This is a genomic window from Komagataeibacter medellinensis NBRC 3288 (genome assembly GCF_000182745.2).
Taxonomy (GTDB): Bacteria; Pseudomonadota; Alphaproteobacteria; order Acetobacterales; family Acetobacteraceae; genus Komagataeibacter; species Komagataeibacter medellinensis.
The window spans coordinates 2,756,821-2,783,512 of sequence record NC_016027.1 but is presented as its reverse complement, the minus strand read 5'-3'; the positions used below and the strand labels follow the sequence as shown (position 1 = coordinate 2,783,512).

Sequence of the window (26,692 nt, the reverse complement as noted above, 5' to 3'; positions counted from 1 at the left end):
TCGGGTAACGGGCCATATACTGGCGTAACGCCACTGTCCTCACGCCGCAAGACAGGCCGCCAGAGCAGCTCCACCGGAAACCGGTTTGGCAACAATGTTCTAGTTTATTGTTTTTAAAGTATCTCCACCTGTTTGGAGACATGCATTCAAACAGGATATACTCTAGAAAAGCTGTCGGATTGGAAACTAAAATGGATATTATTCATAACTTATGAAAACATATTCCTGTTCGTTACGTCGAAAATTCTATGATTTTCATAATTCAAGCAATGTTGTTGCGTAAAAAATCCCAATCCGACAGCCTGCTAGCCAGCGGACAGGAAATCAAGCGTCTGATCGGTATAGGTTTCCACAACTTCGCTAAAGGGCTGGCCGTGTTCATCATGCAGCACCGCGCGCTGGCGCACGATTATCGCGGGCACGGCAAGGCTGGCCGCAGGCATCAGGCCCGGCCATGGAGACCACAGGCGGTCGAACTCCAGACGGGTGCGTGAAAAATGCAGCGGTGCCACCACATGACCGAATGATGTATCGGTCTGTTCCAATATGACATTCATCTGTGCCGGGAGCCGATCGGGCACATACCAGTTATCGGCCACCGAAAGCACATGCGCGCCACAGACAAGCTGCACCTGTCGGTGTCGTACCCGTTGCGTGGCGCTAACACCCAGGTTGGCGCGCACGGCAGGGGGCGCATCGTCAGGCTCGGCCACCGTCATCTTACGTGCTGTCACGACCGGGCTATCGGCCAGGTGGTGGGTGGTGCACCACGCCTCCAGCGCAAGGGTGGCGCTGGGGTGGGTCAGCAGCATAATTTCCAGTTCCTGCACGGCCATCTGTGCGCGTGCGCGGTTGAGCGGGGTATCGGGCAGGGACACGGCATGGACCGGAGTGGAGACAGCCAGCACAGCCGCCCCCAGCACAAGACAGGTCGCGCGCCACATGATCCGCCTCAGGGCGCCAGGGTGTGACCGGGCAGGTGCATGCTCACCTGCTGGCGCTCATCGGCTGCCGAATCCGCAAGCCACAGCCGGAACTTACCCGAAGGAATACTCCAGCGGTCCTTCCTGCCATCAAAATGCGCCAGCAGACGCGGATCGAGCTGGACCGTGACCTCACGGCTCTCACCTGGCGCCAGACTCACCCGCTGCCAGCCAGCAAGCCTGCGTGCGCCGCCATCAGGCAGACCCACATAAACCTGCGGCACATCCACACCGGCACGGTTACCGGTATTATGCACGTTAAAGGTTACGCTGACCGTATCATGATGCTTGTGCACCGCCAGCCCATCGGTGCTGAAGGTGGTGTAGGTCAGGCCATACCCGAACGGGTAGAGCGGCTTGAGGTGATTGCGGTCGAACCAGCGGTAACCCACATCACTGCCTTCGTCATAGACCAGTTCCTGATCGGTATGGAATTGCATCTCGAACACGTTGTCCGCCGTGACACCGGCAATATCGGGGTGGGCCAACTGGCTTTCAGCCTGCGGGAAGGTCATGGTCAGGTGCCCCGAAGGCGCGACCTTGCCAAACAGCAGGCGCGCAATGGCAGGGCCACCACCGGAACCGGGAAACCATGCCTCCAGCACGCCAGCCACGCTGCTGTTCCACGGCATGAGCACCGGGTCGCCGGTTTCCATCACCACCACGGTACGCGGGTTGGCTGCGGCCACGGCCGTAATCAGGGCATCGGCATTGGCGTCCAGATGCATACTGGGCGCGTCCATCCCCTCAAAGGTGAACTGTGTTGCATACACGACCGCCACGTCGGCCGCCCGCGCGGCGCGCACGGCAGCGGCAATATTGGTGCCTGACTCATACGTGATATGGGCATCAGGTGCCTCGGCCCGCATGGCCTTGAGCGGTGATGAGGGGAAATAGACCGGATCACCCGGCCATTCCTTCTTGCCCGGCCCCTTTACCGCTTCCCCCCCGATGGGATCGACCTGGCTGGACCCGCCACCCGAAATCACGCCCGCATCGGCATGCCCGCCAATGACCGCGATCCGCGCCGTGGGCGAAAGCGGCAGGATACCCCCTTCATTACGCAGCAGGACCGCGCCTTCCTCCTCATCATGCTGGGCTACCAGGGTATCGGTTACGACATCCAGTGGCCCGCGCTGGGGCGGATGGCTGACCAGCCCTGCCGCAAACAGGGAACGGACAATGCGCTGGGCCATGTCATCAATACGGGAAGCAGGCACGCGCCCGGCCTTGACGTCTGCTGCAAGCAGGGCCGTGAAATAGGGGCGCGCATCGGCATGGTCCCCTGCTGACTCCTGATCCAGCCCCGCCAGCGCCGCGCGGGCAGAAGAATGCGTGGCCCCCCAGTCGGACATGACAAAGCCGGGATAGTGCCAGTCCTGCTTCAGCGTCGTATTCAGCAGATAGGGGTTTTCACACGCATACAGGTCATTCACCCGGTTGTACGAGCACATGACGGAACCGGGGTGTCCGGTTTCAATCGCAATCTCGAAGCCCAGCAGGTCGCTCTCGCGCATCGCCACAGGGTCGATGTCGGCGCTCATGGTCATGCGCGATGTTTCAAGATCATTCATCGCGTAATGCTTGAGCGTGGAAATGACGTGCTGCGACTGCACGCCAGCAATGGTGCTGCCCACCATGCGCCCGGTCTGGAGCGGGTCTTCACCCGCATATTCAAAGTTACGGCCGCCACGCGGGTCACGCGTAAGGTCCGCCCCCCCGCCCAGCAGGATGTTAAAACCGCTGCGCCATGCCTCCCGCCCGATCATCTCGCCCGCCTGCCGGGCCATGTCCATATCCCAACTACTGGCTGTGGCCAGACCGGATGGCAGGGAGACCGCCGCGCCATTGGGGCGGATATGCGCAGGATTGCGCACGCCAACCCCAGCATCCGATATCTGCAAGTCCGGCAGGCCCGAACCGGGAGGCGCGCGCAGGTAAGCCGCCGAACCCAGGCCACCAGGAGGGGCAACACTGCCATTGAAACCGCCGCCATCCACGCTGAACAGCAGGGCCATCTTGTCCTGCAGGCTCATATGCGCGAGTACCTGCCGCGCCTGCTCATCGGCCAGATCACTGGCTGTGGCGGCATGACGGGCCTGAGCGGGCACGCCAGCGCCCAGCCCCCACGCCACGGCGGAAAGCAGGCATATCTTGCGGGACAGTCTCATGCGGCTTGCTCCTCCTTGGTTGTGACAAAAGTCACATCACGGCATGTGGCAGGCTAATGGCGCGCCACCATGATAACAATGTGAAACATTCCTCCCCCGGCCCGCATGATCTAGCGCAATCCTGTATGCAGAAATCAGCGTCCCATACGAAAAACCCTGCCAGCAAGGCATGGATATGCCTGCGGGCAGGGTCTGTGCACCAGATCAGGACACGGGGCGCGGTCCGGTCAGCTGGCGCTGCTGCGGGTGCGCATGTACAGAATGATCGTCTGGCTGGGAACGGAGTTGAGATCTTCCGCATCCACATCGCGCGTAACGACATAATCACCAAACGCACCGGGCTGCGACGTGATCCAGCGGCCATACAGCCCTTCGAGCACCGGCGCCAGCCACGTGCCTGCCGGCTCACCTGCGCTGCCCACCTGCGGCAGTTCTTCATGGACGATACGCATGGCCTGGTCTTCGGGCAGCAGTTCAAGCTGCACATAGCCCCAGTTGATCATGGCCAGCAGAGCGTTCAGTTCGATCTGCAACTGGTGAATGGTGTTACACAGCGGCGGCTGCAGCCGACCCGCCATGCCACGACCGACCTCGCGCAGCAGGTCGTTCCTCACCTCAATGCCGGCCTGATCATCAATCTCCCAGGACAGGGCCTGCAGGAACAGCGAAAAGTCCGGTTTTGCGTTGAAAGTTGTCATTACTGGTCCATAATAAGATAGTGTGCGGAAATCATGGCGCCGCTTTCAGTCCAGTTGCCGGCCTTCTGCCAGCGCCCCGACAGATCAAGACGAAGATTGTGGGTAAATCGATACCCGACCCTAGCATTAAATCCGCCAGTAAGACTAGCAATACTATCCCCCGGATAGTAGGCGCTGTTGACTGTCTCCTGGGAGAGATAATCCGATGGCGTTGCATTGGCCAGATAACTGGCGGCCACTGTTTCGGCACCGGCCTGCATGAGCGATGATGTGGGGAAGAACGGGGCCGAGTGTTCATGGAACACCTGGTAACCCACGCTTCCTGTCACATCCCAGTCCAGCCGCTTGTGCTGCCCGGCGTAACGGATGGGCACGGTTGCCGCGTAATAGGACTGGGGCGAGAAGTAACCACCCTGTCCATATGTATAGAAATCCTGATTTTTGGCATAACCGAAATAGGTCAGGCTGACACCGATGCGCACCAGCATGTTGGCATTATGCCAGACCAGCGTGTTGACACCAATCCCTGCCTCACGCTCATTATTCTGCTTGACGTTCTTGCCGGTCTGGATGGCATAGCCACCGCCACCGTACAGGATGGTATTGCCCAGTGTCGCCTCGACCTGACCATGGAAATGGTTGGTGACGACGCCGCCCCACTCCCCTCTCCATTCCGAAGCAAGATGAGTGCCAAAAGTCCTATCGGCCAGACGGGAAATTTCCCGATAATACCGCCCGATATTGTTTTCCCAGTTCGGATCACGCAGACCGCCGTAGGACAGGACGCTGTTCGTAATCGAACGGCGTTCCGCACTGACACGGAATGTCACCGGCCCGACGCGCGGCGAAAACTCGACCCCACCCAGCACATTGGTGATAGGGAATCCGATCGGGGAAGCCCCAACATCGGCACGCACCCAGCTATTGCCGAACTGGACATCAGGCGCGAAGCCTGCTTCACCCTCTCCGCCCTGTATACGCTCACCATGATAACCACCGGTTGCGTTCGGGTTGTTATGGTTCAGGTAACGGACATACTGGTTAAGCGCCTGTGTCGCCATGTTGGTACCATATCGGGGCACGTCATAGACAGAACCGGTATCAAGTTGGCCCGACCAGATCATGGTTGGCGTGATCGAGAAGGTCAGGCTGGATTCACCCGCCTGCAGCGGCAGGCGTCCTACGATGGGAATATTCGCTTCCGTCAGGCGGCCCATGCCGTGCTCGCCCGAACGCGAGCGGAACCCCAGCCCGCCATCAATGGAAGGCGCCAGGTTTTCACGCAGCGTGGTGATCTGCCCGGCAATGGAGGAGAGCATCTGGTCAGACGCTTCGGGGGATGTCGCTTCCATGCTGTAGGAACCGCCTGTGACCGGCGCGCCAAGCTCCGTCTGCCGTCCATAGCCATGATGGCGGAACGGGTTGCTTGACGGGGGCTGGAGCGATTCCTGTTCACCCGCTCCCGCCCCGACATTCGCCCGCGTGCCCTCCACCTGCTGCAGACGCAGGTCATAGGCCCGGCGCAGGTCACTGATGGTCCGGTGGCCATGGCCATCGGCCTGGTCGGCCACGGCCATCGCAAGCCAGGCGCGGGCATCCATCGGGCTTTCCTGCACGCCATCCATTGCAAGGCGGGTGGCAAGGCTTTTGCGATCGCTGTTGACGGCAGCCTGCACGGCGGCCTGCCGCGCATCCAGATCCTGCGGGTTATGCCGTAGCACGGCCAGGTCGATGTCCAGTGCCTTGCCGGATTTACCCTGACCATTATAGAGCCGCGCCAGCGCCAGCTTGGGCGATGTCGCTTCAGGATCGGCATGCAGGGCCGGGGCCAACTGATCATAAGCCTGAGCCTGATCGCCACGCTGGTTGAGCAGGTCGGACTGAGCCACGGCAATGCCCATGCGCAGTTGCTGCAGGGTCTGCACCTGTTCGGGCGGAAGGGCATTGCCCGCTCCCGTGCCGCTGCCATCACCCAGCGGAGCCAGCAGGCGGGCCGCGGCAACCGGGTTGCTGATCTTCATATATTCCGTGGCGTAAGCCAGCCGCTGGTCAGGCGAAAGATCCAATGTGCGGGACGAAGCGATACGCAAGGCCATCCGGGCATGGATCATATCACCACGCTGACGGAACAGGTCGGCCACCGCCACACCACGCGCGCCCGTCGGATCGGGCGGGGACAGGGCTTCACGGATCAGCGGAACAGGATTGGCAACCATGGCCAGGCGGCTGGCCAGATCCTGCTTGATTTCCATTTCCGTTGCGATGGCACGGATCGCGGGGGAATAGTCATCGGGTGAAAGGCCGGAAAGCAGGCGGCGTGTCATCGCATCATTACCGCTGCCATAGGTGAACAGGATACCGGCCTGCCGGTCCTGCGCGGTAACGGGGTTTGACAGGATCGGCTGCATGACACGGCTGGCTTCCGCCATGTCTCCCTGCTGCTGCAGGGCATTGGCCAGGTTAATCCGCACCCATGGGTCGCGCGGGGCCTGGGCCATGGCCTCACGCAAGATGGATACCTTGCGCGCGGAATCCGAGGTCTGTGATGCGGCAGTCATCAGGCCCGTTACCTGAATTTCCCCCACCTGGGTCGCGTATTGCGGTCCGACACGCGACAGGAGCTGTCGGGCTTCAGCCGTTTTCCCCTGCTCCATATACACGCGCGCCAGGCCCATCAGGGCAAGCTGGCTGTTAGGATCACGCGACAGCACGGCCTGGTAGTCCTGCTCGGCGCTGCCGGTCTGACCTGTCGTACGCTGCAGGTCGGCCAGCATGAGCGTGGCCCCGGTAAACTGGCCCGGTCGGCGTGCCAGAGAGGATAGGCGCTGCTTGGCCGCATCATACTGATGGGCGGCAATAAGCTGGCGGACCGCGGCATAGTCACCGCTGATTTCCATGCCTGCCAGCGCCGGACGCCAGCGGTCCGCCGTCTTGGGGTCGGCCGCCATCGCTTCCTGAAAATAACGGCGCGCTTCTGCGGCATCACCCTGCCGCATGCTGACCAGACCCATGCCGCCAAGGGCATCAGCATCATGGGAATTGATCTGCAATGCGGACTGGAATGACTGCTCGGCAGCAGAGATTCGGCCGGAATTGAGCTGCTGGTAGCCTGCCTGGCGCGCAAGGCCAGCCTTGTCCGGAGCCCCGCCGGACGAATGGGCCATGTGCTCGCGCAATTCGGTATCGTTGGGATGCGCATCAATCCACTGCTGCATGAGCGGCTGGGTGGTCGGCGTTACGGGCAGCCAGCCAAGCGTCTGCCGGTAGGACTGGGTCGCAGCAGCGGCCTCGACCGGGGCCTGGCTACGGAAACCCTGCAGGTCCTTGAGCCGCGACAGTCCTTCCATACGGGTGGTCGTATTGTATGTCAGCGCCTGCGCAAAGGCGAGTTGGGCATGATAATCCTGCGGATTGGCCGCCACGATACCGGCAAGCCCGGCCCGCGCCTGACTCCATTCAACCGGCAGGCCCGCCATGGTCTGGTAGTATTCCACCGCCAGCGAGCGTGGTGGCTTACCACCACTGAACAGCTTCTGGTACCCCTGCACTGCCTGCGCATTATGCCCGGATGCGGCAAGTGAACGCACCTGCGACAGGTCAGACGCAGAGATGGAGCGTTCGTGCAGCAGATCACTCAGGCTGTTTGCGGCCGTGCTGCCGGGTGCCACCTCCTGAAGATGGCGCAGCGTATCGGCAGCGGCTTCCCGGTTGCCCATTGCCGTCTGGTACTCGCCCTGCACCTCAAGCACATCGGGGGAGTTCGGGGCTATACGCTGGGCATTCTGCAAGGCCTGACGCGCATTGTCATACTGCTGCTGCTGGAGCCAGAAACGCGCCTGCTGCAACAGGATCTGCCGCGGTGCCGCCGACCCGCCCGAAGCCTGGGCTCCGGTCATGGCAGTGGAAGCCTGCTGGGCACGCACCGCCACCGGCACCGCGACCAGCACGGTCATGCAACTGCTGGCAAGCAGGCCGGCAGAAAGGGAAAAGACGTATCGTCTGTTCATACTCACGATTTCTGCCTTTCTTCCTGCAACTGCCGCCGACGGAACAGTGCATGCCGCAGCAGGGCACGAACCAGAACAGCCACAATTAACAGGCACCCAAACAGCCCCACCACAATCACACGGACGGGATGGTTATGCATATACCAGTCCGGCATGAGCCACATCGGCAGCGTGCCAACAGTGTAAACAGGTGAACTACGGTATGATGTCAGGTCATCCCCATGCGCAAGCACGAGATCACCCTGAATCTTGGCCTGGTTCTTACGCTGCCCCAGGATCTGGACCAGGTTGTCCAGCCCCTGCCCGTCAGCCGAAAGCAGGGCGAGAACGGTTTTCCCCGATGAAAGCGGAGATTCCGCTTCCACCATAGCCCCCACGCCACCGCTCAACGTCGTTTCGACCTCGGTCGGGTGGGTATTGTTGATGGCAGCCATCGGGTCCTGGAAAATGTTCCACACACCCCTGAGAGTGGAGCGTATCCCCATGTGCAGGCGCCCGTCCGAAATCTGGTACGATGAATTCGACAGCAGGGAAGAAACCTCCCCGCTATCGCTCAGGGTAGACAGGACGATCAGGTTCCTGTCCGCCACATCGTTTACATGGTCGGCCGAAACGATATCGAGCCCCGATACCGGGTACCACGTCGTCGCCCCCATGAAGCCCATGAGATCGAGATAGGCGCTGATAATCGTACCATTCGGGTGGTCAGGCAGCACCATGGCCGAGCGCGACAGATCGGCATAGGTGGTGAACGGGTACCCAGCGCTGGCCATGTAAGCCAGGTTAGGCATGCGCGTGATGTGGTAGGCGTTGGACAGGTCGATCGTGGAATCCGGATCAACCGACATGTGAATCAAGCTCGGGCCGGGTCAGGGGAGCTGCATCAAAATAGAACTGCAGCTGATCCTGGCCGAATACCATCCATGGCGGAATGGTAAGCGTATGCTGCTGCACGCTGGATGTCTGGTTTCCCCCGCTGATCCGCTGGAACAACTGGTCCACCATGCTGCTTTTTTCATGCAGGGAGTAGGATTGCAGGTAGGTATTGTTGATACCCACATCCAGATGCGAACGCTCAAGGTCAATGATCGGCCCATCGGGCGCACGGAAGCGCACGTTCAGCTTGTACGGCCGGTCACGCCATGTATACAGGTCAGGTGATGTGCGGAACGGCACGGACAGCACGCCTGGGGTATAGCCCTCGCCCTGCAAGGCACTGACCGGCACCAGTTCCCCAAACCGGACAGGCCGGTTGGTCGGAATGAAGGACGGCGCATCATTCGGTACGCGGGACGCGACATCAATCGGTGCCACATCCATGCGCGCCGCGACCGGCAGCGCGCTAGAACCGAAACCTATACCCTTGCTCGCAGCAATGACTTCATCGCGGTCCCGGCCTGTTACCAGCAGGATCGTGCCGTTGGGATCGGAAGGATTGGCAACTTCCATCAGGGTCGGGCCATTGATGGCGGGACGGCCAAGAGCGGACGGCAGTTCATCCGCCACACCAACCACAACGGCGTTGCCCGTCTGCGGAATGGTGGAGAATACCGGGAAGTTCACGCCACGAAAATCGGTCTGCTGGCCGAACCAGGATGCCAGGATGCCGGATGCCTTCAGCACTTCGGGATCAAATGTTTGTGCAAGCACGAACGGAATGACCGTTTTCTGTCTTACGTTCTTATCAAAGAACGGCTGCGGCAGCCGGGACAACTCACGATGGGGAGGCAGCGGGATGGTTGTGATCTGAAGTTCGGAGTGCTCGGACACACTGGCCCACTGCAACCCGTTACTGGGATCGGCGCAGCCTTTTGAACCGGCCGCAAAATTGAAGTTCAGGCGGTTGCCGCTGACAAAGAAGATCGGGTTGATATCAAAGGACAGCGGACCGAAGGCCGGATGTGACGGATTTGGACGCAGCGTGCCGATATACTGCTCGTTCAGCGTGATCGTGACCGCGCTGCTATCAGGCTGGAGATTGGGCGACATCGCACCCGACACGACAAGCCGGGCCGAGGTTACGAGTTGATCGGCCGGGATACCGAACTGCAGCCCCTGCAAGGGGGCAGCGCCGCGCATGGTCAGCGCGCTCTGCGCACCAAGCTCACGCAGGGAGTAGGTATGCACCGTCGCCACGTCGGAACCAATTCCGGCGGCGTTTTCCGCATTGTCCACAATGGTATTAACCGCGCTGGCAGCAGCCGGATCGACGGCAGGAGCCGCGGCGGAAGTCGGCCGGGCAGCGGGCGTGGGTGCTGCAACAGGCAGCGGTGGCAGGTTATCGCCCGTTGGCTGGGGGGCTGGCGCTTTGGATGCAACCGGCGCGGCCTGCGCTCCCGTTGCAAAGACCAGCAGCGCGATCAGGGACACCATTTTCATATCACGAGGCCGCACGACTGATCTTTCCTTCCTGTTTCTGACCACCCTGACTGCTTGTTGGCTCCCTGCGCTCAACCGGCAATGCAACGGGTTTATTTTGCGGACGACTATGGGCCATTATCTGCCCCCTCTTGCGGAACAGCGCCTTGATGCTGAAGATCAGGCTCCACAGGCTTCGCAACGGCTGGTCATTTTCGTAATCATTCCACTGCAGCCAGGCATCGGCACGACCGAACACAAACCGGACGACAGCGGCTTCAATCGAGAGCGAAGTGATGTTCCAGGTAAAAACCGCCTTGCCGTTTACAGAGCGGATCATGGTGGCGGGAAGATTGACGACCTCACCATCCAGCACGGCATGAACCACGGCCTGCACCGGCTGGTCCGGTGTTACATTACGCCACGGCATGTGAATGGCCACGCCACCCATGGAGACATCCTGCGTGACCCCGTGACTTGAATTCCCTTCGTAATCGTAAACGGTTACGGGAATACATGCGGCAACACGATGACTGTGCCGGATCTGCTTGGTCTCACGCCCCACCGCAATGGCCGCAAGCAGGATGATGAGACTGATCACGGACCAGATGCAGTTCAGCGCGTAAGCGCGCTCTCCGATTATGTCCAAATGCTGGAAGATCAGGGCATATAGCCCGCGCAGCAGGCCAACCGCCATGATCACAGCGAAGATGATGTTCGGATATGTCGCACCGAGGTCGAATTCCTCGTTCTCCAGAACACCACCTTTTTCCGTCACGTTGAACTTGCCCTTGGAAGGGAACAGCATCGTCACGATGGTCACGCGCACAAGGAACAGTGCCATGACGGTCTCGTACACTTCGCTCCAGAATGAATAGCGCCACCCCTTGTTCACCTTTGACGCAGTCGCGATGGAGTGGAACATGTGAGGAATGGCGTAAGCCAGAACCGCTACGGGCGAAGCTGCAATGATATTCTGGTTGAAGAACAGGAACGCCAGCGGGGAAGCAAGGAAGATGACACGGGGGACGGCGAAGAAGAACGATGTCATCGCCGAGAGATAGCAAAGCCGCTGGCCCAGCGTCAGGCCGGGCCCGAGCAGGGGATTATCAACGCGGAAGATCTGGATCATGCCACGCGCCCAGCGCATGCGCTGACCAATATGCGTCATGAGGCGTTCCGTTGCCAGACCACTGGCAAGCGGGATGCGCAAATAGGCGGTTGACCATCCCCGACGCTGCATGCGCAGGGCGGTATGGGCATCTTCCGTTACGGTCTCGGTTGCGAAGCCGTCAATCTCCTCAATCGCCTTACGGCGCAGGATGGCGCACGAACCGCAGAAGAAGGTGGCATCCCAGAAATCGTTACCGTCCTGAATAACGCCATAAAACAGATTGCCTTCAGGCGGCGTACGGTAACCAACCGCCAGGTTCCGCTGGAACGGATCGGGGGAATAGAAGTGATGCGGCGTCTGCATCAGGGCAATCTTCGGATCCTCGACCATCCACCCCATCGCGATCTGCAGGAACGCGCGGGTCGGGATGTGATCGCAGTCCAGGATCAGGATGTGTTCACCAGACGTATGCTTGATGGCGTAGTTAAGGTTGCCGGCCTTGGCATGTGCATTATCGGGGCGGGCGATGTAGCGGGCGCCACATTCCTCGGCAAAACGGGCGAACTCCTCACGTTTGCCATCATCAAGGATATAGACGTTTACCTTCTCCGGTGGCCAGTCGATACCCAGCGCCCCCAGCACCGTCAGGCGCACGATGCTCAGGCTCTCATCGTAGGTCGGAATAAAGATGTCGACCGTCGGCCAGTCATCCGGGTTGGGCGAGAGGGGGATCGGCGCGCGATGAAGGGGAGAAATGGTCTGGAAATAGCTGAGGAACAGCATGTAGAGCGCGTACAGTTCCGCCAGAAGCAGCGTGACACCCAGCATGCCCTGGAGCCATGTCTCGAAATCCAGCGTTTCAGTCAGACGCCATGTCAGGTAGCGCAGCGATACCAGTGCCGACAGGACTTCCAGGAAGATCTGGGTACGACGGCTCTTGCGGCGACCAACGATAAAAAAGACCGCAATGCACACTAATGCCACAATCAGCTGCTCATTTAGCGACAGCGTAACCGTGGTCGCAGCAAGCAGGGCAAGCAGGCCCACGGCCCCAACGATATAACTGGCACCACGCAGTGACAGTATCCTGTTGGAAAAGCGATCAAACCAACTTTCTGCGGGCGCTGACGACTGAACCTCTGGCATCAATAATTCGTCCGATAATAAATACTGATAAAACAGATAGTTACACTAAAAAGAAAACCTTCAGACGCTTCCGGTCCTTCATGTCGCCTTTCGGCCCGCATGGCATGCGGTTCATAGGGGCGGGGCCTGCATCCCTTATCCATAACAGACAGGCTGCCATCAGGCCCTACGCGCCCCGGGCAAGCTCAGGATTGCCCGTTTTCTTCCTCGCGCTTGCGTAACAGGGCATCACGCAGGCTGGGCTTGGGGACCAGGCGGTCCGTGGCGCGACCGCCCAGTGTCATGAAAACTTCCGTCAGGGTCGGCGAATTGTCAGATGGTGCAGGACGACGCCCCACCGGGTTATTCTGTGCGTTCTTGTCGAATTTGGTCATCGTGGTCACCTTGGTGGCAGGTTTGGGAGCAGGACGTGTCACTGCTACCGGCTGAAACAGACGGGCGGTCACGACCCGGTCATTCCCTTTGGCAAAAAAGAATCCCGGTCCGGTCGGGCGCTGACCGCGGCGCTGCTGGGCCTTTGGCACCGGTGCCCAGTCATCGGCCTGGACCGTCGGCGCATCGGAGAAAGCCGCACGCGGCGGCGTAGCGGCGGCAGGGGTGGAGGGCGAAGCAGCAAAAGGCTGTAGTCCACGCCGTTCACGTCCGGCCGTTGCCGCTGTATCGGCAGAAGGTGCAGGGGCAACCTGCGCCGTCGGCGCGAACTGGGGTTTTTCCGGTGCGACGGAAACCTGCGCCTTGGCAACTTCAACCACAGGTTCGGGCACAGGCACGTCCACCACCACTTCGGGCTGATGCGGCGCAGGCGCCACGACCGGCGTATGGGGCGGCGGCGGCGGTGGTGCAGGCGGCGGCGGAGGAGGCGTGGGCGCAATTTCGGCAATAACTGGAGGCGCTACGGGCGTATGCACCGGTTCGGCCACGGGTTCCGGCTCCGCAGTCGGAACGGAGGAGCATTCGGTGACGTTATCGTCCAAATGGTGCCGTGTGTCATCCTCGTAACCAGAGGGTAGATCCGGTGTCACATCCAGCATGACCGGGCGCGTAAAGGAATGATAATGAAACCCCTCCCCGCTCAGTCCATAGCCACCGGTCAGCATACGGGCCACGTCCTGCGGATTATTCATATCCACAGTCGGACGCGGAGTCGCTACCACATTTTCCTTATTGGACGTAGTCACATTCCCCCTCCCTCGCCACGGGCAATATAAACCAGCAATGTCAGGGCAGCAGAATAATAATCCGGCGCATTGTTCAGCGTCGGTAACCCACCGGCAGACGCCAGGCCGGAACACGTTGCTACAGCAAGATACCCTGGCGGCGCGTTGTAAGGCGAACGAGTCCCGTTGGTCAGATCGACCCAGCCCGGCAGGGCGGACGCGCCGAAATGGTTCCAGAAGTTTGCATAGCCAGCCAGCAGTTCCGGGGAAAGCATATGGGCCCAGTAAAGGTACAGCGGCACACGAATCGCATCATAGGAGAAACGTGGCGGCCACCCCTTGGCGATGGAGACATGCACGCTCTGTCGATTGATCGAAATCCAATCCGGTGGAAGCTTCCATTCCCCGAATCGGGCCTGACCGATGATTAGGAGCCCGTCCGCTATCACCTTCTGCCAGCCTGCATCACCAGACAGCGCAACCGCCTGCATGAGGGAGGGCATGACGTAGTAGGACAGGTTAAGCGTAACCGAATCCTTATTCACGAAACCCACACCGCCAGGGAGCAGGACCTTATAGGGCCCGACCTGCATGGTCATGAGCTTCAGCACATCACCATAGATGGCAATAGCGTCCTGAATATAGTCGGCCCTGTCCCAACGCTTCCCGGCGCGTACCAGACCCAGCGCAATCAGCAGATCACCATCGGTCGCATTATTCTTGTCGGCTACCGGCGGATTGTGCCCATCAAGGTAGCGCCAGGAAAACAGCTTGTCGGTCTTGTGTTGCAGGTTGGTACGTGTCCAGGCCCACAGGGCTTCGAACGTAGTCTGGTCGCCTGCGGTTGCGGCGAAGAGCATGCCGTAGCCCTGCCCTTCACTATGGGACTCACCACTATTGCCGGTATCGATAATCCGGCCATCGGCATGAAAATATTTTGTGCGGAAAATGGCCCACTGGGCGTTTATGACAGGGTCATCTGCTGCAACTGCGGAAGAAATGAACGACATACTGCCAACTGCCGCCATGACAGACAGAAAAGAACGACGTTCCATTCCGGATACCTGTTTTTGCAGCTTCATAAAATCCAACAGCATCGATCACCATACCACTCAGAAATCAGAACCCATGCAATCACCAGCAGGGTTCGATGTTCAGTTTCCCGTCCGCCGTGCCATCACGGCTTAATCGCAAACTCCTTCATCCTGCAAGATAAAGGGTACCGATGTCAGATTAAGGACTTCATTCCGGGGGAACCATAACGTCTTACGCCCCCGCGGTGAAACAGCCCCCACACACCAACAAACCGGAACGCAAGAAAAGTTGCATTTATGTCACGTCGGCTCCGACTCACGTCCTCCCGGTTACCGGGGATAATTCTTGCAGAAATTCAAAGGATAAATACGGAAAATGACAGGATTCCACTATGCTGCCATCTGCCTGAAAATTAAAAGACGGAAAATATTTTTAAATTTCAATGCACGTTGATCTAAATCAATGTTTTTAGACGGACGGCAAAAATAGAGGCATAAGATGCCTTTATTATATATTAATATAAAAAAGATTGCCATGAACAGGAAAAGATTGCTGTTCGATAAAAATAGATAACCCTGATTACATACGAAAAACCCGCCTTGAGGCGGGTTTCATGAAGCGACCATATTATTGAGAAAAAATGGCGTCCCGTACGAGATTCGAACTCGTGTTGCCGCCGTGAGAGGGCGGCGTCCTAGGCCTCTAGACGAACGGGACACTGGCCGATGGCCGCCTTCTATGCGATCTGCGGACCTGATGCAAGGGGATAATCACTCCCCCTTCCCGGTTTTCTGCCAGGTTCCACAATTCAGGGATGGCCGATCACCAACCGCGCCACGATACGCTGCCCCGCCGGGTCCCATATCACGATACGGTCCGCCCCCTCCCCGCCAGACAACCCGATGGCCAGCAGCCCGTCGGACCGGGCCGTCACGGATGCGACATGCGTGCCCGGCGCCTCATCCAGCAGCAGCGGCGCCTGTATGCCGCCATCCATTGGCCGTGCCGGCAATGCAGCCACTTGTGCATCCGACTGCACGGCGGGACGGGGGTGCATCATACGATGCACCAGCACCCCGACCAGCACCAGCGAACCGATGAACAGCAGCACCCCCATCCCGATAACCGCAGCAAGCAGCGCGCGTGAGCCCTGTTTTTCCATTATGTGCTTTCCGTTCCCGAATGCCGTTTTTTCCGATAGACACATGCCATGACCGACACAGCCCCCCCTGCCCCCGTCATCGCCAGTGCGGATGACGCGGGGCAGCGTACCGACCGCTTCATCGCCACCATGGTGGACACACTGTCGCGCTCGCGCGTGAAGTCACTCATGGAAAGCGGTCACCTGCTACGCAATGGCAGCCCCCTGCGCGACCCTGCCGAACCGGTGCGGGCAGGCATGTGTTATGAAATTCACATCCCCCCCGCAATCCCCACCACCCCACAGGGACAGGACATTGCGCTGGATATATTATATGAGGACCGCGACCTGATCGTGCTCGACAAGCCTGCGGGCATGGTGGTCCACCCCGCACCGGGCAACGAGGACGGCACCCTGGTCAACGCCCTGCTGGCCCATTGCGGCGACAGCCTGACCGGCATAGGTGGCGAGCGGCGGCCGGGCATCGTACACAGGCTGGATAAGGACACATCGGGCATCATGGTCGCAGCCAAGACGGAAATGGCACATCAGGCGCTTTCCCTCGCCTTTGCCGAACGTCGGATGGACCGCGCCTATCAGGCCATCTGCTGGGGCATTCCCACCCCGGCACAGGGATCGTTCGATGGTGCGATTGGCCGGGACCGGCGCGACCGCAAACGCATGGCGGTTATTGCCAATGGTGGCGGCAAGCATGCACTGACCCATTACCGTATCCTCGAAACCTTCCATGGCGGTCTGGCACATGTGGAATGCAAGCTGGCCACCGGGCGCACTCATCAGATCCGGGTGCATTTCGCCCATGCCGGGCACGCACTGGTGGGTGACCCGGTTTACCTGCGCCGCATACCGGCAGCGGCGCGCGCCCTGTCACCGGCTGCAAAAGATGCGGCACTCGACTTTCCCCGCCAAGCGCTGCACGCGCGCAGGCTGGGCTTTGTCCATCCGCGCAGCGGTGAGCCGATGCTGTTTGAAACCGCGCCACCAGATGATTTTACCAGCCTGCTGGGCAGTATTGCCTGAAGCGGAACCTTCATTTCTTGACTCAGCGGGGTCATATCCGTATGTTCGGTGATTGTTCGCCGGGGCCGACGCCCCCAGGCTAACTGGACGTCCTGTATCAGGCTGCTCAATCGGGGGCTGGATACGGGGACGTGAGAAGTCCAGTCGTGCGTCTAGCAGAGTGATGATGCAACCCCGCCGGTTACGGTCACGTTAGACCGGATTAACACATGCCCCATCCCTCTGGAACAGGAGTCCGTTGCAATGGCCTCTTCTGCTCTCATTTCCGGTCCCGAAAACAACCTGTCCAAATATCTTCGGGATATCCGTAAATTCCCCATGCTCTCCCCCGAGGAGGAACTCCGCCTGTCTCGCTCCTGGAAAGACAAGGGCGATACCGAAGCCGCGCATAAACTTGTTACCTCCCACCTGCGGCTGGTTGCCAAGATTGCCATGGGCTACCGTGGTTATGGCCTGCCGGTTGGTGAATTGATCAGCGAAGGCAATATCGGGATGATGCAGGCGGTCCGCCGCTTCGACCCTGATCGTGGCTTCAGGCTGGCGACATACGCCATGTGGTGGATCCGGGCCGCTATACAGGAATACATCTTGCATAGCTGGTCGCTTGTGAAAATCGGTACGACCGCTGCCCAGAAAAAGCTGTTCTTCAACCTGCGCCGCCTGAAGGGGCAGATGCAGGCCATTGATGATGGTGACCTCAAGCCCGAGCAGGTCAACAAGATTGCCCAGTCCCTTGGTGTGCCCGAGCAGGACGTGGTCAACATGAATCGCAGGCTTGCCGCCCCCGACCACAGCCTGAACGCGCCGCTGCGTATGGACGGCGAAGGGGAATGGCAGGACTGGCTGGTTGATGACAACGACAACCAGGAAGAAACCCTTGCCCAGAGCGAGGAATATTCCGGTCGGCAGGCGCTTCTGGCCAATGCGCTGAAAACGCTGAATGACCGTGAACGCCATATCCTGACTGAACGGCGGCTCAAAGATGAACCGGCCACGCTGGAAGACCTGTCCCATGTCTACAGCATTTCGCGTGAGCGCGTGCGCCAGATCGAGGTTCGCGCCTTTGAAAAGCTACAGGCTGCCATGAAGGCGGAAGTCGCCACCCGCCGCGCGCAGCACGGGGAACAGGTTCCGGCCTGACCCCACACTTTCCCCGCCCTATTATTAAAAAAGCCCCGCAGGCCAATGGCCTGTGGGGCTTTTTTTAAAGACATTCAGGAAATGCCGCATTTCAAAAAAAGCGGCACACAGAAACATCTGTCCCGTTTTGATCAGTCCTCGAACGGGTCGCGCATCAGGATGGTATCGTCACGTTCGGGGCTGGTGGACAGCAGGGTAACTGGCGCTTCCACCAGTTCCTCGATTCGACGGACATACTTGATGGCCTGCGCAGGCAGTTCAGCCCAGGAGCGTGCGCCTTTTGTGCTGTCCTTCCAACCTTCCATCGTCTCGAACACCGGGCGGATACGCTGCTGCGCGCCGGGAGCGGAAGGGAAAGACGTAATCTTCTTGCCGTCCAGTTCATAACCGACGCAGATGCTGATTTCGTCCAGCCCGTCCAGCACATCCAGCTTGGTCAGCGCCAGGCCGTTTACGCCCCCCACGCGCACCGCACGGCGCACCAGCACGGCATCAAACCAGCCACAGCGGCGGGGGCGCCCCGTCACGGTGCCGAATTCATGCCCGCGCTCACCCAGCGTGCGGCCCATCTGGTCATGCAGTTCGCTGGGGAATGGCCCCTCACCCACGCGGGTGGTGTAGGCCTTGGCAATACCCAGGACAAAACCGATGCTGGTGGGGCCAACACCTGCGCCCGTGCCCGCATTGGCGGCAACCGTGTTGGAACTGGTTACGAACGGGTAGGTACCATGATCCACGTCCAGCATCACGGCCTGCGCGCCCTCGAACAGGATGCGCGAACCGCTACGGCGGCTGTCATCCAGCAGGTCCCATACCGGAGCCATGAAGGGCAGCACGCGCGGCGCCACGCCGTTCAGGAAGTCCAGCAGTTCCTGCTTGGTAAACGTATCGGCCCCCAGCCCCTTGAGCAGGGTGTTGTGGTGCAGCAGCAGCTCGTCCAGCTTCCAGTCAAGCGTTTCCGGCTCGGCCAGATCGCACAGGCGGATGGCGCGACGGGCCACCTTGTCCTCATACGCGGGGCCGATGCCACGGCCGGTCGTGCCGATCTTGCGCTCACCGCGGGCCGCTTCACGCGCACGGTCCAGCGCACCATGCACAGGCAGGATCAGGGGCGCGTTCTCGGCAATCTTCAGCGTATCGGGCGTGACCTTCAGGCCCTGCGCCGTCACGCGGTCAATTTCCTTTAGCAGGGCTTCGGGATCAACCACCACACCATTGCCAATCACACCCATCTTGCCGCGCACCAGGCCCGAGGGCAGCAGGGAGAGCTTGTAGGTCTGCTCACCCACAACCAGGGTATGGCCTGCATTGTGCCCACCCTGGAAACGGACCACTACATCCGCCCGGCTGGCCAGCCAGTCAACGATCTTGCCCTTGCCCTCGTCACCCCACTGGGTGCCGATCACGGTGACGTTGGACATTTCATGCTCCTTGATATGCTGCCCGGCCCGCACAGCATGGCCAGCCGGAAAAAACTGCAGGTTTTAAGAAAAATTCAGACGAGACGGCTCACGCTTCATCCACCGGCACGGGCTTGCCACCAACCACCACCAGCGGGCAGGACAACAGCGCTGCCTGTGCCCGCGCATCCCCATCGTGCCCCAGGGCGCTGACCGTGGCATAGCCTGCGGCACGCAGGGCTGCCCCCACCTCGGTCGCAGTACCCCACGGCACGAACACGCGGGTGCGGCTGGGCAATGGCGGGGCCGCGCGCAGGATGATATCAGGCCGCAGGGTCAGGCCACAGGCCGGTTCATCATCATTGGACAGGTAGCGACCGCCCCGGCCCAACTCCTCGCGCTGGCCTGCGGCATACACGCTCACGCATACGCCGGTATGGTATTGCCAGCCACGGAATTCCACCGGGTCCACCGTCAGTCGGATACCGGGCACACGAGCCTCGATCGCAGCCACGGTAGCCGCCAGCCGCACACTGAGCGCGCGCGCCTGGGGTGGCAGGTCAACGGCCGCCAGTTCCGCAAGCGCGCCGTGCGCCGGACCAGCCGCGTGCAGCAGACGGATCAGCACATCGGCCAACGCACCACCATGCCGCGCAACGGCGGCGGCATCCTTGCGGTCCAGCGCGCGCATCAACGTGCCACGCACATGTCCATCAAACCCGCCGGCATCAAGCAGGGCCGTGGTCAGCGCGGGCATGGTCAGGTCAAACGACACACCCTGAACCCGCAGCGTAGCCAGACATTCCGCCGCGATGGCAATGATTTCCGCATCCGCTTCCGGCCGGTCGGGTCCGATCAGTTCCACACCCGCCTGCGAGATCTGGCGGTCCCCATCGCCCCGGTTGGCGGCCATCAGCACGCATGGCCCGGCATAGGCCAGGCGTAGCGGGCGCGGTACATCGGGCAGACGGGTTGCCGCAATGCGGGCGATCTGCGGCGTCATGTCGGGCCGCAGCGCCATCATGCGCCGCGTATCGGGGTCCATCAGGCGAAAGGTCTGGTCCGCAACCGCAGCGCCCGAACCGGACAGGAGCGTTTCCTCGAATTCCAGCAGCGGCGGCGTTACGCGGTCATAACCATGGGCTGCGAACACGCGCATGAGCGTCTCGACACCAGCGGCCTCGGCCTCGGCCTCGGGCGGGAGCCTGTCCACGAAACCAGCCGGCAGCAAGGCTGGGTTGAACGGCGGATCATCAGTCATATGCGGGGAGCCTATCATGCTGCATCCCACCCTCGGCCGGAGCCAGAGCGGGATGGGGCGGACATGGGAGCGGGAAGGGTTCAGGCGTGCTGGTCGCGCACCTGCGCGTAAGCCCAGTCCAGCCAGGGCAGGACGGCCTGCAGGTCGGAAGCCTCGACCGTGGCACCACCCCATAACCGCAGGCCTGGCGGGGCATCGCGGTAGCTACCTGCATCCAGCGCCACCCCTTCCGTGCCCAGCAGGGAGACGATCTTTTTTGCCGCCCTTGTCTGGGCTTCATGATCAAGTGCCACAAACCACGGTGCTACAATGCGCAGGCAGATGGCCGTACTGGAGCGATGTCGCGGATTGGCAGCAAGGAACTGCGCCCAGTCGGACTTTGCTTCCCATGTGGCGATGACCGCCAGGTTGGCTTCGCTCCGCGCGATCAGCCCCATCAGGCCGCCAGCCTCTTCCGCCCATTTCAGTCCATCCAGCGCATCTTCCACGCACAGCATGGACGGCGTGTTGATGGTGTCGCCACGGAAAATACCCTCGATCAGGCCCTTGCTGCCGGTCAGCCGGAAAATCTTGGGCAACGGACGGGGGGCTGGCGTGGAAACCAGTCGCTCCACCGCACGTGGCGACAGGGCCAGCATGCCGTGAGCGGCTTCACCACCCAGTACCTTCTGCCACGACCATGTGACCACATCCAGCCTGTCCCATGGCAGGTCCATGGCGAAGGCGGCCGATGTGGCATCACAGATCACCAGCCCGTCACGCTGCGCGGGGATGGCGGCATCATATGGCAGGCGCGCGCCCGATGTCGTGCCGTTCCATGTCAGCACCACGTCACGTGCCCAGTCCACCTGCCCCAGATCCGGGATCTCGCCGTAATCGGCCTTGAACACGCGGGCATCGGGCAGTTTCAGCTGGGCAATGATGTCATTGGCCCATGTGGCGGAGAAGCTCTCGAACGCCAGCACATCCACCGGCCGCGTGCCCAGGATGGACCACAGCACCATTTCCACCGCACCCGTATCGGATGCGGGCACGATGCCCAGCACCCAGCCTTCGGGCATGCCAAGGATGGCTTTTGAACGGGTAATGACCTCGTTCAGGCGTGCACGCCCCTCGGTCGAGCGGTGCGAACGCCCCACCAGCGCCCCCGACAGGGCATTGAGCGACCAGCCCGGCCGCTTTGCGCACGGACCGGAAGAAAAGCACGGATTTGCAGGCCGTGCGGACGGCTTTTCCATAAGGGCATCAGGCAAGGGAGACATTGTCCTGTTCGCGACACGGGCAGGGAAACAGCAACACCGGGAAATGGCCGGTGCGCCAGACTGGTACGAGAGGGGGGATTCGAACCCCCATGCCTTGCGGCGGTCGATTTTGAGTCGACTACGTCTACCGTTCCGTCACTCTCGCATACGCTCATCCCACCCCGGAACGGGCGGGGCGACTACGGCAATCAGTCCTAGGACGTCTTGCGGACCCGCTATATCACACGGACGGCGGCGGTTCCAGCCCAAGCATAAGCGCCAGATTCTGCAATGCCGCCCCCGATGCGCCCTTGCCCAGATTGTCCAGCCGCGCGGTCAGCACGGCCTGGCGTGCATCGTCACTGCCATGCACGCGCAATTCCATCCGGTCGGTGCCCGCCAGCGCATCGGCCACCAGCTTGGCACAGGGATCGGCCACGGCAATACGGTCCGAACCCGCATAATGGGCGGCAAGGGCTGCATGCAGGTCGGCAATGCCCACACGGCCTGGAAGCCTGTCCAGATGCAGGGGCACCGATACGATCATCCCCTGCGGAAAATGCCCGACCGAGGGCACAAATATGGGCGCCTGCGCCAAGCCCGCATACAGCGTCATTTCCGGTATGTGCTTGTGGCCAAGCCCGAGCCCGTACAGCTCGAAGGCGGGGCCACCTTCACGCTCATGCGCCTCGATCATGCTGCGGCCGCCACCGCTGTAGCCACTGACCGCGTTGATGCAGACCGGATAGTCCGCCGGCACAAGCCCGGCACTGACAAGCGGACGCAGCAGCGCGATCAGCCCGGTGGGGTAACAGCCCGGATTCGATACCCGTGCCGCCTTGCGGATGGCATCAGGCTGGGACGCATCCATTTCGGGAAAACCGTAAACCCATGCGGGGTCGGTACGGAACGCGGTGCTGGCATCAAGAATACGGGGTGCATCCGTTCCCATGGCATCGGCCATATCCACGGCTTCACGCGCCGCGGCATCAGGCAGGCACAGGATCACCACATCCACCGCCATCATCATCTCCCGGCGCGCCTGCGAGTCCTTGCGCAGGGCGGGATCAATGGAGCGCAGCGTGACCGGCAGATGACGCAGGCGGTCGCGAATGCCCAGTCCTGTCGTGCCAGCCTCACCATCAATAAAGACCGTTGCCTGTCCGTCGCTGCTCATGTCCTGCCCGTCCCGATAAAAACTTCCCGCCTTGGGGTGCGCGATCTATACAAAAGCTGTGCCCGACCGCAACATGAACATGGCAGGAAAACCGCCCCATGCAAGATGCCGCCCCCGCCGTGCAACGCCTGCTGGACATCATGGCCCGCCTACGCGACCCGCAGACCGGCTGCCCATGGGACCGGGAGCAGGACTTCGCCTCCATCGCACCCTACAGCATTGAAGAAGCCTATGAGGTGGCCGACACCATAGCGCGCAGCGACTGGGACAGCCTGCCCGATGAACTGGGCGACCTTCTGCTACAGGTGGTCTATCACGCCCAGATGGCTGATGAGAAAGGGATGTTCGATTTCGCAACCGTAGCCACCCTGATCGGTGACAAGATGGTCCGCCGCCACCCGCATGTGTTTAGCGAGACAGAGGCCACACCCGGTCAGTGGGAAAGCGGCAAGGCGCAGGAACGCATGGCCCGCAACCGCACCGGCACGCTCGATGACGTGCCCATTGGCCTGCCTGCCCTGCTGCGCGCGCGCAAGCTCTCCGCGCGCGCGGCTCGTACCGGCTTTGACTGGGATAGCGTAACCGACGTTACGGCCAAGGTGGACGAGGAACTGGATGAACTGAAGGTCGAACTGGAAAGCGGCGACCGCGAGAAGATATTCGACGAACTGGGCGACGTACTGTTCACGCTGGCTACCCTGGCCCGCAAGCTGGACATGGACCCCGAAGCCTGCCTGCGCCAGGCCAACGCCAAGTTCACGCGCCGCTTCACCGCCGTTGAGCAAGACCTGGCCGACCGTGGGCTGGCGCTTGTGGATGTAGACGTCAAGACGATGGAAGAAGGCTGGCAGGCGGTCAAACGCCGCGAGCGCGCGGCACAGGACTGATTCCTGCAGTAACCTTGTAATTTATTGAATAGAAGTTTTTGGGTGCTGCCTTTTTTCAAAAAGGCAGAATTCTTCGAAGCTTTTAAAAAAAAGCTTCGCCAAAAACTGCTTTCTGTTTTCAGCCCGGCGTCAGCAGCAGGTCACGCAGCGCCTGCCAGCTTTCGCGGTCGGGCGCATACAGCAGGCCACCGCTGCGGTCCGTTACCCGGTAAGGGCTGCCATCAAAACGCGCGCTGTAGCCACCTGCCTCCGCATGGATCAGCCAGCCTGCCAGATGGTCCCACGGCAGGGTGCGATTGAACAGCAGGAAGTGGCAGCGCCCATCCACCAGCATCAGGTATTCGTGCGCCGCACAGCGGAAATCCCATGATCCCGCAACCTTGGGCAGGTTGTGCGTCACTACATCACGCAGATCAGGCGGCAGGTAGCGCCATGAGGCATTGCCCGCCATCTCGCACGCCGGGACAGGCGGGGCGACATGCAGGGCGCGCGTGGCGCCGGTGCCATCTTCCAGCCATGCCCCCTGCCCACGTGCGGCAAGGGCCACAACATCACAGACCGGGTCAAGGATCGCCCCGCCCACAACTTCACCACCCATCACGGCCGAGACCATAACGCCAAACAGCGGCACGCCTGCCGCGTAATTGGCGGTACCGTCAATGGGGTCGATCACGAAGGCAAGGTCTGCCGTAACCAGCCCGTCCACAATGGCGGGGTCGGCCGCCACCGCTTCCTCTCCTACCACCAGGGCATCGGGCCACGCCGCCTGCAGGGCGGCTGTGAGGTCACGCTCGGAGGCTTCATCCGCCACGGTCACAATATCCAGTGGACCACTCTTGGCACGGATGTCGGTACGAGCAAGGCAGCGGAAGAACGGCATGACGTGGCGCTTTGCCGCCCCGCGCATCATTCCCACCACCGTGTGCATGTCCGCCAGTGTGATCCGTTCCGTCATTGCAGCCTCCGCGCCTTGCATGTCAGTCCTTTATCCGTATGCAATCCTGCGCCTGCGGGCATCGGTTTTCCACCCCTGCCCCGGTCACGCCACGGTCAACACCCCATGTCACACTGCATGACTGCGCCATCATATTTCCAGGCAGGTCACGATAGCGCCAAACTGCATCTCGAAGCGCGCGCGGTTGGCGGGAGAGAGGCGTACGGTCATGTCCGCCCCATCCTCCCCATCTTCACGCCCCGTCACTTCACCATGCTCATACAGCCATGCCATGACCGCCCCTTCCGTCAGGGGCACATGATAGAGCGCGACTTCCATCGCGCGCGTCATGCGCTCGTCAATCGCGGCCAGCAAGTCGGGCAGCCCGTCGCCGGTAATGGCGGAAATAACCACATTGCCCGGCCGCGCGCCCACAGCCTCGCGTCCGCCCACCAGATCGGCCTTGTTCAGCACCTCGATGATACGGCCCTGCCAGTCTTCCTCGATCGTGCCATTGCGGGCCATGCCTTCGAGCACCTCGATCACGTCATTGCGCTGTGATGCGCTGTCGGGGTGCGAGACGTCGCGCACGTGCAGGATGATGTCGGCCTCTGCCACTTCTTCCAGTGTTGCGCGGAAGGCTGCGATCAGTTCGGTCGGCAGGTCACTGATGAAACCCACCGTATCGGATAGGATCACCCGCCGCCCCGATGGTAGCTGGATGCCGCGCATGGTGGGGTCCAGCGTGGCGAACAACTGGTCCTGCGCGTACACGCTGGCACCGGTCAGCGCATTGAACAGGGTGGACTTGCCTGCATTGGTGTAGCCCACAAGCGCTACGATGGGGAACGGTACGCGCCTGCGGGCCTGCCGGTGCAGGCCACGGGTGCGGCGCACCTGTTCGAGTTCACGCTTGAGACGCACGATCCGGTCGCCGATCATGCGGCGGTCGGCCTCGATCTGGGTTTCGCCAGGGCCACCAAGGAAGCCAAAGCCACCACGCTGGCGTTCAAGATGGGTCCATGTGCGCACAAGCCGGCTGCGCTGGTATTCCAGATGGGCAAGTTCAACCTGCAGCGTGCCTTCACGCGTGGCCGCGCGCTCGCCAAAGATATCAAGGATCAGGGCCGTCCGGTCGATCACCTTGCAGCCCAGCGCGCGTTCAAGGTTACGCTGCTGCACCGGGGTCAGGCGGGAGTCGATGATGACAACGGTTATGTTGTCCGCCTTTACCGTTTCCTTGAGCGACTCGACCTGCCCACCGCCCAGCAGGGTGGCCGGTCTGCGCGCACGCAGCAGCAGCACTGCCTGACACACCACCACCAGCCCGATAGAGGCGGCAAGTCCGACCGCTTCCTCCAGCCGGGCTTCGGCAGCGCGGGCATCATCGTGCCGGTCAGGGCGTTCCCACGGCAGGATGACCGCAGCCCGCGTGGCAGAAGAAGGCTGCCCAGCCGTCACGACAGGGTGCCATCCGTGGGTGCACGCTCCTCCACCGCACCACCCTCGGCGGGTGGCTCGAACAGGCTGACCGGGGAGGCTGGCATGACCGTGCTGATCGCATGCTTGTAGACCAGTTGCGTATGTCCGTCGCGCCGCAGCAGGACGGAGAAATTGTCAAACCAGGTGATGATACCCTGGAGCTTGACCCCATTGACGAGAAAAATGGTAACCGGCGTCTTGGACCGGCGGACGTGGTTGAGGAACACGTCCTGTACATTCTGTGAAGGTTCTTTTGCCACGGCAGGGCCTTACTTGTTACTTGTTGGGCGGGGTACACGGCACACTCGCGTGTCATGCT

At 61.1% G+C, this 26,692-nt stretch carries 20 protein-coding genes and 2 tRNA genes; 3 read left to right on the top strand and 19 right to left on the bottom strand.

What is annotated here, in order from left to right; all coding sequences use genetic code 11:
* Positions 1-305 precede the first annotated feature (305 nt).
* The 11 genes from GLX_RS12995 to GLX_RS12950 form a co-directional block, all read right to left on the bottom strand.
* Positions 306-944, bottom strand: coding sequence for a hypothetical protein (locus GLX_RS12995; protein ID WP_014106419.1), 639 nt, complete (start codon positions 942-944; stop codon positions 306-308).
* An 8-nt stretch (positions 945-952) separates the two neighbouring features.
* The gene (locus GLX_RS12990) at positions 953-3,154 is read right to left on the bottom strand and encodes a beta-glucosidase (RefSeq protein ID WP_014106418.1); all 2,202 of its coding nucleotides are present in this window, start codon (positions 3,152-3,154) and stop codon (positions 953-955) included.
* A 227-nt stretch (positions 3,155-3,381) separates the two neighbouring features.
* The gene (gene bcsD / locus GLX_RS12985) at positions 3,382-3,852 is read right to left on the bottom strand and encodes a cellulose biosynthesis protein BcsD (protein WP_014106417.1); all 471 of its coding nucleotides are present in this window, start codon (positions 3,850-3,852) and stop codon (positions 3,382-3,384) included.
* Entirely contained in the window at positions 3,852-7,859 is a 4,008-nt protein-coding gene (locus tag GLX_RS12980) for a cellulose synthase subunit BcsC-related outer membrane protein (protein ID WP_014106416.1), read from the bottom strand. Before GLX_RS12980 ends, bcsD begins: the two co-directional genes overlap by 1 nt.
* A 2-nt stretch (positions 7,860-7,861) precedes the next feature.
* Entirely contained in the window at positions 7,862-8,707 is an 846-nt protein-coding gene (locus GLX_RS19235; protein WP_014106415.1) for a cellulose biosynthesis cyclic di-GMP-binding regulatory protein BcsB, read from the bottom strand.
* The gene (locus GLX_RS19230) at positions 8,697-10,253 is read right to left on the bottom strand and encodes a cellulose biosynthesis cyclic di-GMP-binding regulatory protein BcsB (RefSeq protein ID WP_269448782.1); all 1,557 of its coding nucleotides are present in this window, start codon (positions 10,251-10,253) and stop codon (positions 8,697-8,699) included. Before GLX_RS19230 ends, GLX_RS19235 begins: the two co-directional genes overlap by 11 nt.
* Entirely contained in the window at positions 10,240-12,477 is a 2,238-nt protein-coding gene (gene bcsA / locus GLX_RS12970) for a UDP-forming cellulose synthase catalytic subunit (protein ID WP_014106413.1), read from the bottom strand. Before bcsA ends, GLX_RS19230 begins: the two co-directional genes overlap by 14 nt.
* Before the next feature lie 185 nt (positions 12,478-12,662).
* Positions 12,663-13,655, bottom strand: coding sequence for an endoglucanase/beta-glucosidase (locus GLX_RS12965; RefSeq protein ID WP_014106412.1), 993 nt, complete (start codon positions 13,653-13,655; stop codon positions 12,663-12,665).
* A complete protein-coding gene (locus tag GLX_RS12960) occupies positions 13,652-14,689 on the bottom strand; it encodes a glycosyl hydrolase family 8 (protein WP_231850344.1) in 1,038 nt (345 codons plus the stop codon). Before GLX_RS12960 ends, GLX_RS12965 begins: the two co-directional genes overlap by 4 nt.
* Positions 14,690-15,310: 621 nt before the next feature.
* Positions 15,311-15,386 (bottom strand) — tRNA-Glu (locus GLX_RS12955).
* A 91-nt stretch (positions 15,387-15,477) separates the two neighbouring features.
* Complete coding sequence (locus tag GLX_RS12950) at positions 15,478-15,831, bottom strand: hypothetical protein (RefSeq protein WP_041247424.1); 354 nt, start codon at positions 15,829-15,831, stop codon at positions 15,478-15,480.
* 48 nt (positions 15,832-15,879) lie between these two features.
* Here GLX_RS12950 and GLX_RS12945 point away from each other — a divergent pair, with 48 nt between their 5' ends.
* Together GLX_RS12945 and rpoH are read left to right on the top strand one after the other, a co-directional pair.
* A complete protein-coding gene (locus GLX_RS12945; protein WP_014106409.1) occupies positions 15,880-16,851 on the top strand; it encodes an RluA family pseudouridine synthase in 972 nt (323 codons plus the stop codon).
* A 243-nt stretch (positions 16,852-17,094) separates the two neighbouring features.
* Positions 17,095-17,991, top strand: a complete 897-nt coding sequence (gene rpoH / locus GLX_RS12940; RefSeq protein WP_014106408.1) for an RNA polymerase sigma factor RpoH — start codon at positions 17,095-17,097, stop codon at positions 17,989-17,991.
* Between the two features lie 131 nt (positions 17,992-18,122).
* Here the strand turns inward: rpoH and GLX_RS12935 are convergent, their stop codons facing one another.
* The 5 genes from GLX_RS12935 to argC all read right to left on the bottom strand — a co-directional run bounded on the left by GLX_RS12935 (position 18,123) and on the right by argC (position 23,070).
* Positions 18,123-19,412: an adenylosuccinate synthase gene (locus GLX_RS12935; RefSeq protein WP_014106407.1), complete on the bottom strand. Its 1,290-nt coding sequence runs from the start codon at positions 19,410-19,412 to the stop codon at positions 18,123-18,125.
* An 88-nt stretch (positions 19,413-19,500) separates the two neighbouring features.
* Positions 19,501-20,652: an ATP phosphoribosyltransferase regulatory subunit gene (locus GLX_RS12930; protein WP_041247423.1), complete on the bottom strand. Its 1,152-nt coding sequence runs from the start codon at positions 20,650-20,652 to the stop codon at positions 19,501-19,503.
* Positions 20,653-20,732: 80 nt separating this feature from the next.
* Entirely contained in the window at positions 20,733-21,914 is a 1,182-nt protein-coding gene (locus GLX_RS12925; protein ID WP_014106405.1) for a phosphoserine transaminase, read from the bottom strand.
* 61 nt (positions 21,915-21,975) lie between these two features.
* A tRNA-Leu gene (locus GLX_RS12920) sits at positions 21,976-22,059 on the bottom strand.
* A gap of 75 nt (positions 22,060-22,134) precedes the next feature.
* Positions 22,135-23,070 carry an N-acetyl-gamma-glutamyl-phosphate reductase gene (gene argC, locus GLX_RS12915; RefSeq protein ID WP_014106404.1) on the bottom strand — a complete coding sequence of 312 codons (936 nt, stop codon included), beginning with the start codon at positions 23,068-23,070 and terminating at the stop codon, positions 22,135-22,137.
* Positions 23,071-23,168: 98 nt separating this feature from the next.
* Between argC and mazG the strand changes: the two genes are divergently transcribed.
* Positions 23,169-23,957, top strand: a complete 789-nt coding sequence (mazG, locus tag GLX_RS12910; protein ID WP_014106403.1) for a nucleoside triphosphate pyrophosphohydrolase — start codon at positions 23,169-23,171, stop codon at positions 23,955-23,957.
* 118 nt (positions 23,958-24,075) lie between these two features.
* On the opposite strand, the gene GLX_RS12905 is transcribed toward mazG, so the two are convergent.
* The 3 genes from GLX_RS12905 to hfq all read right to left on the bottom strand — a co-directional run bounded on the left by GLX_RS12905 (position 24,076) and on the right by hfq (position 26,633).
* Positions 24,076-24,912, bottom strand: coding sequence for an inositol monophosphatase family protein (locus tag GLX_RS12905; RefSeq protein WP_041247422.1), 837 nt, complete (start codon positions 24,910-24,912; stop codon positions 24,076-24,078).
* Positions 24,913-25,041: 129 nt separating this feature from the next.
* Positions 25,042-26,352: a GTPase HflX gene (gene hflX / locus GLX_RS12900; protein ID WP_014106401.1), complete on the bottom strand. Its 1,311-nt coding sequence runs from the start codon at positions 26,350-26,352 to the stop codon at positions 25,042-25,044.
* Entirely contained in the window at positions 26,349-26,633 is a 285-nt protein-coding gene (hfq, locus tag GLX_RS12895) for an RNA chaperone Hfq (protein ID WP_014106400.1), read from the bottom strand. The genes hflX and hfq overlap by 4 nt, the downstream gene beginning before the upstream one ends.
* Positions 26,634-26,692 lie beyond the last annotated feature (59 nt).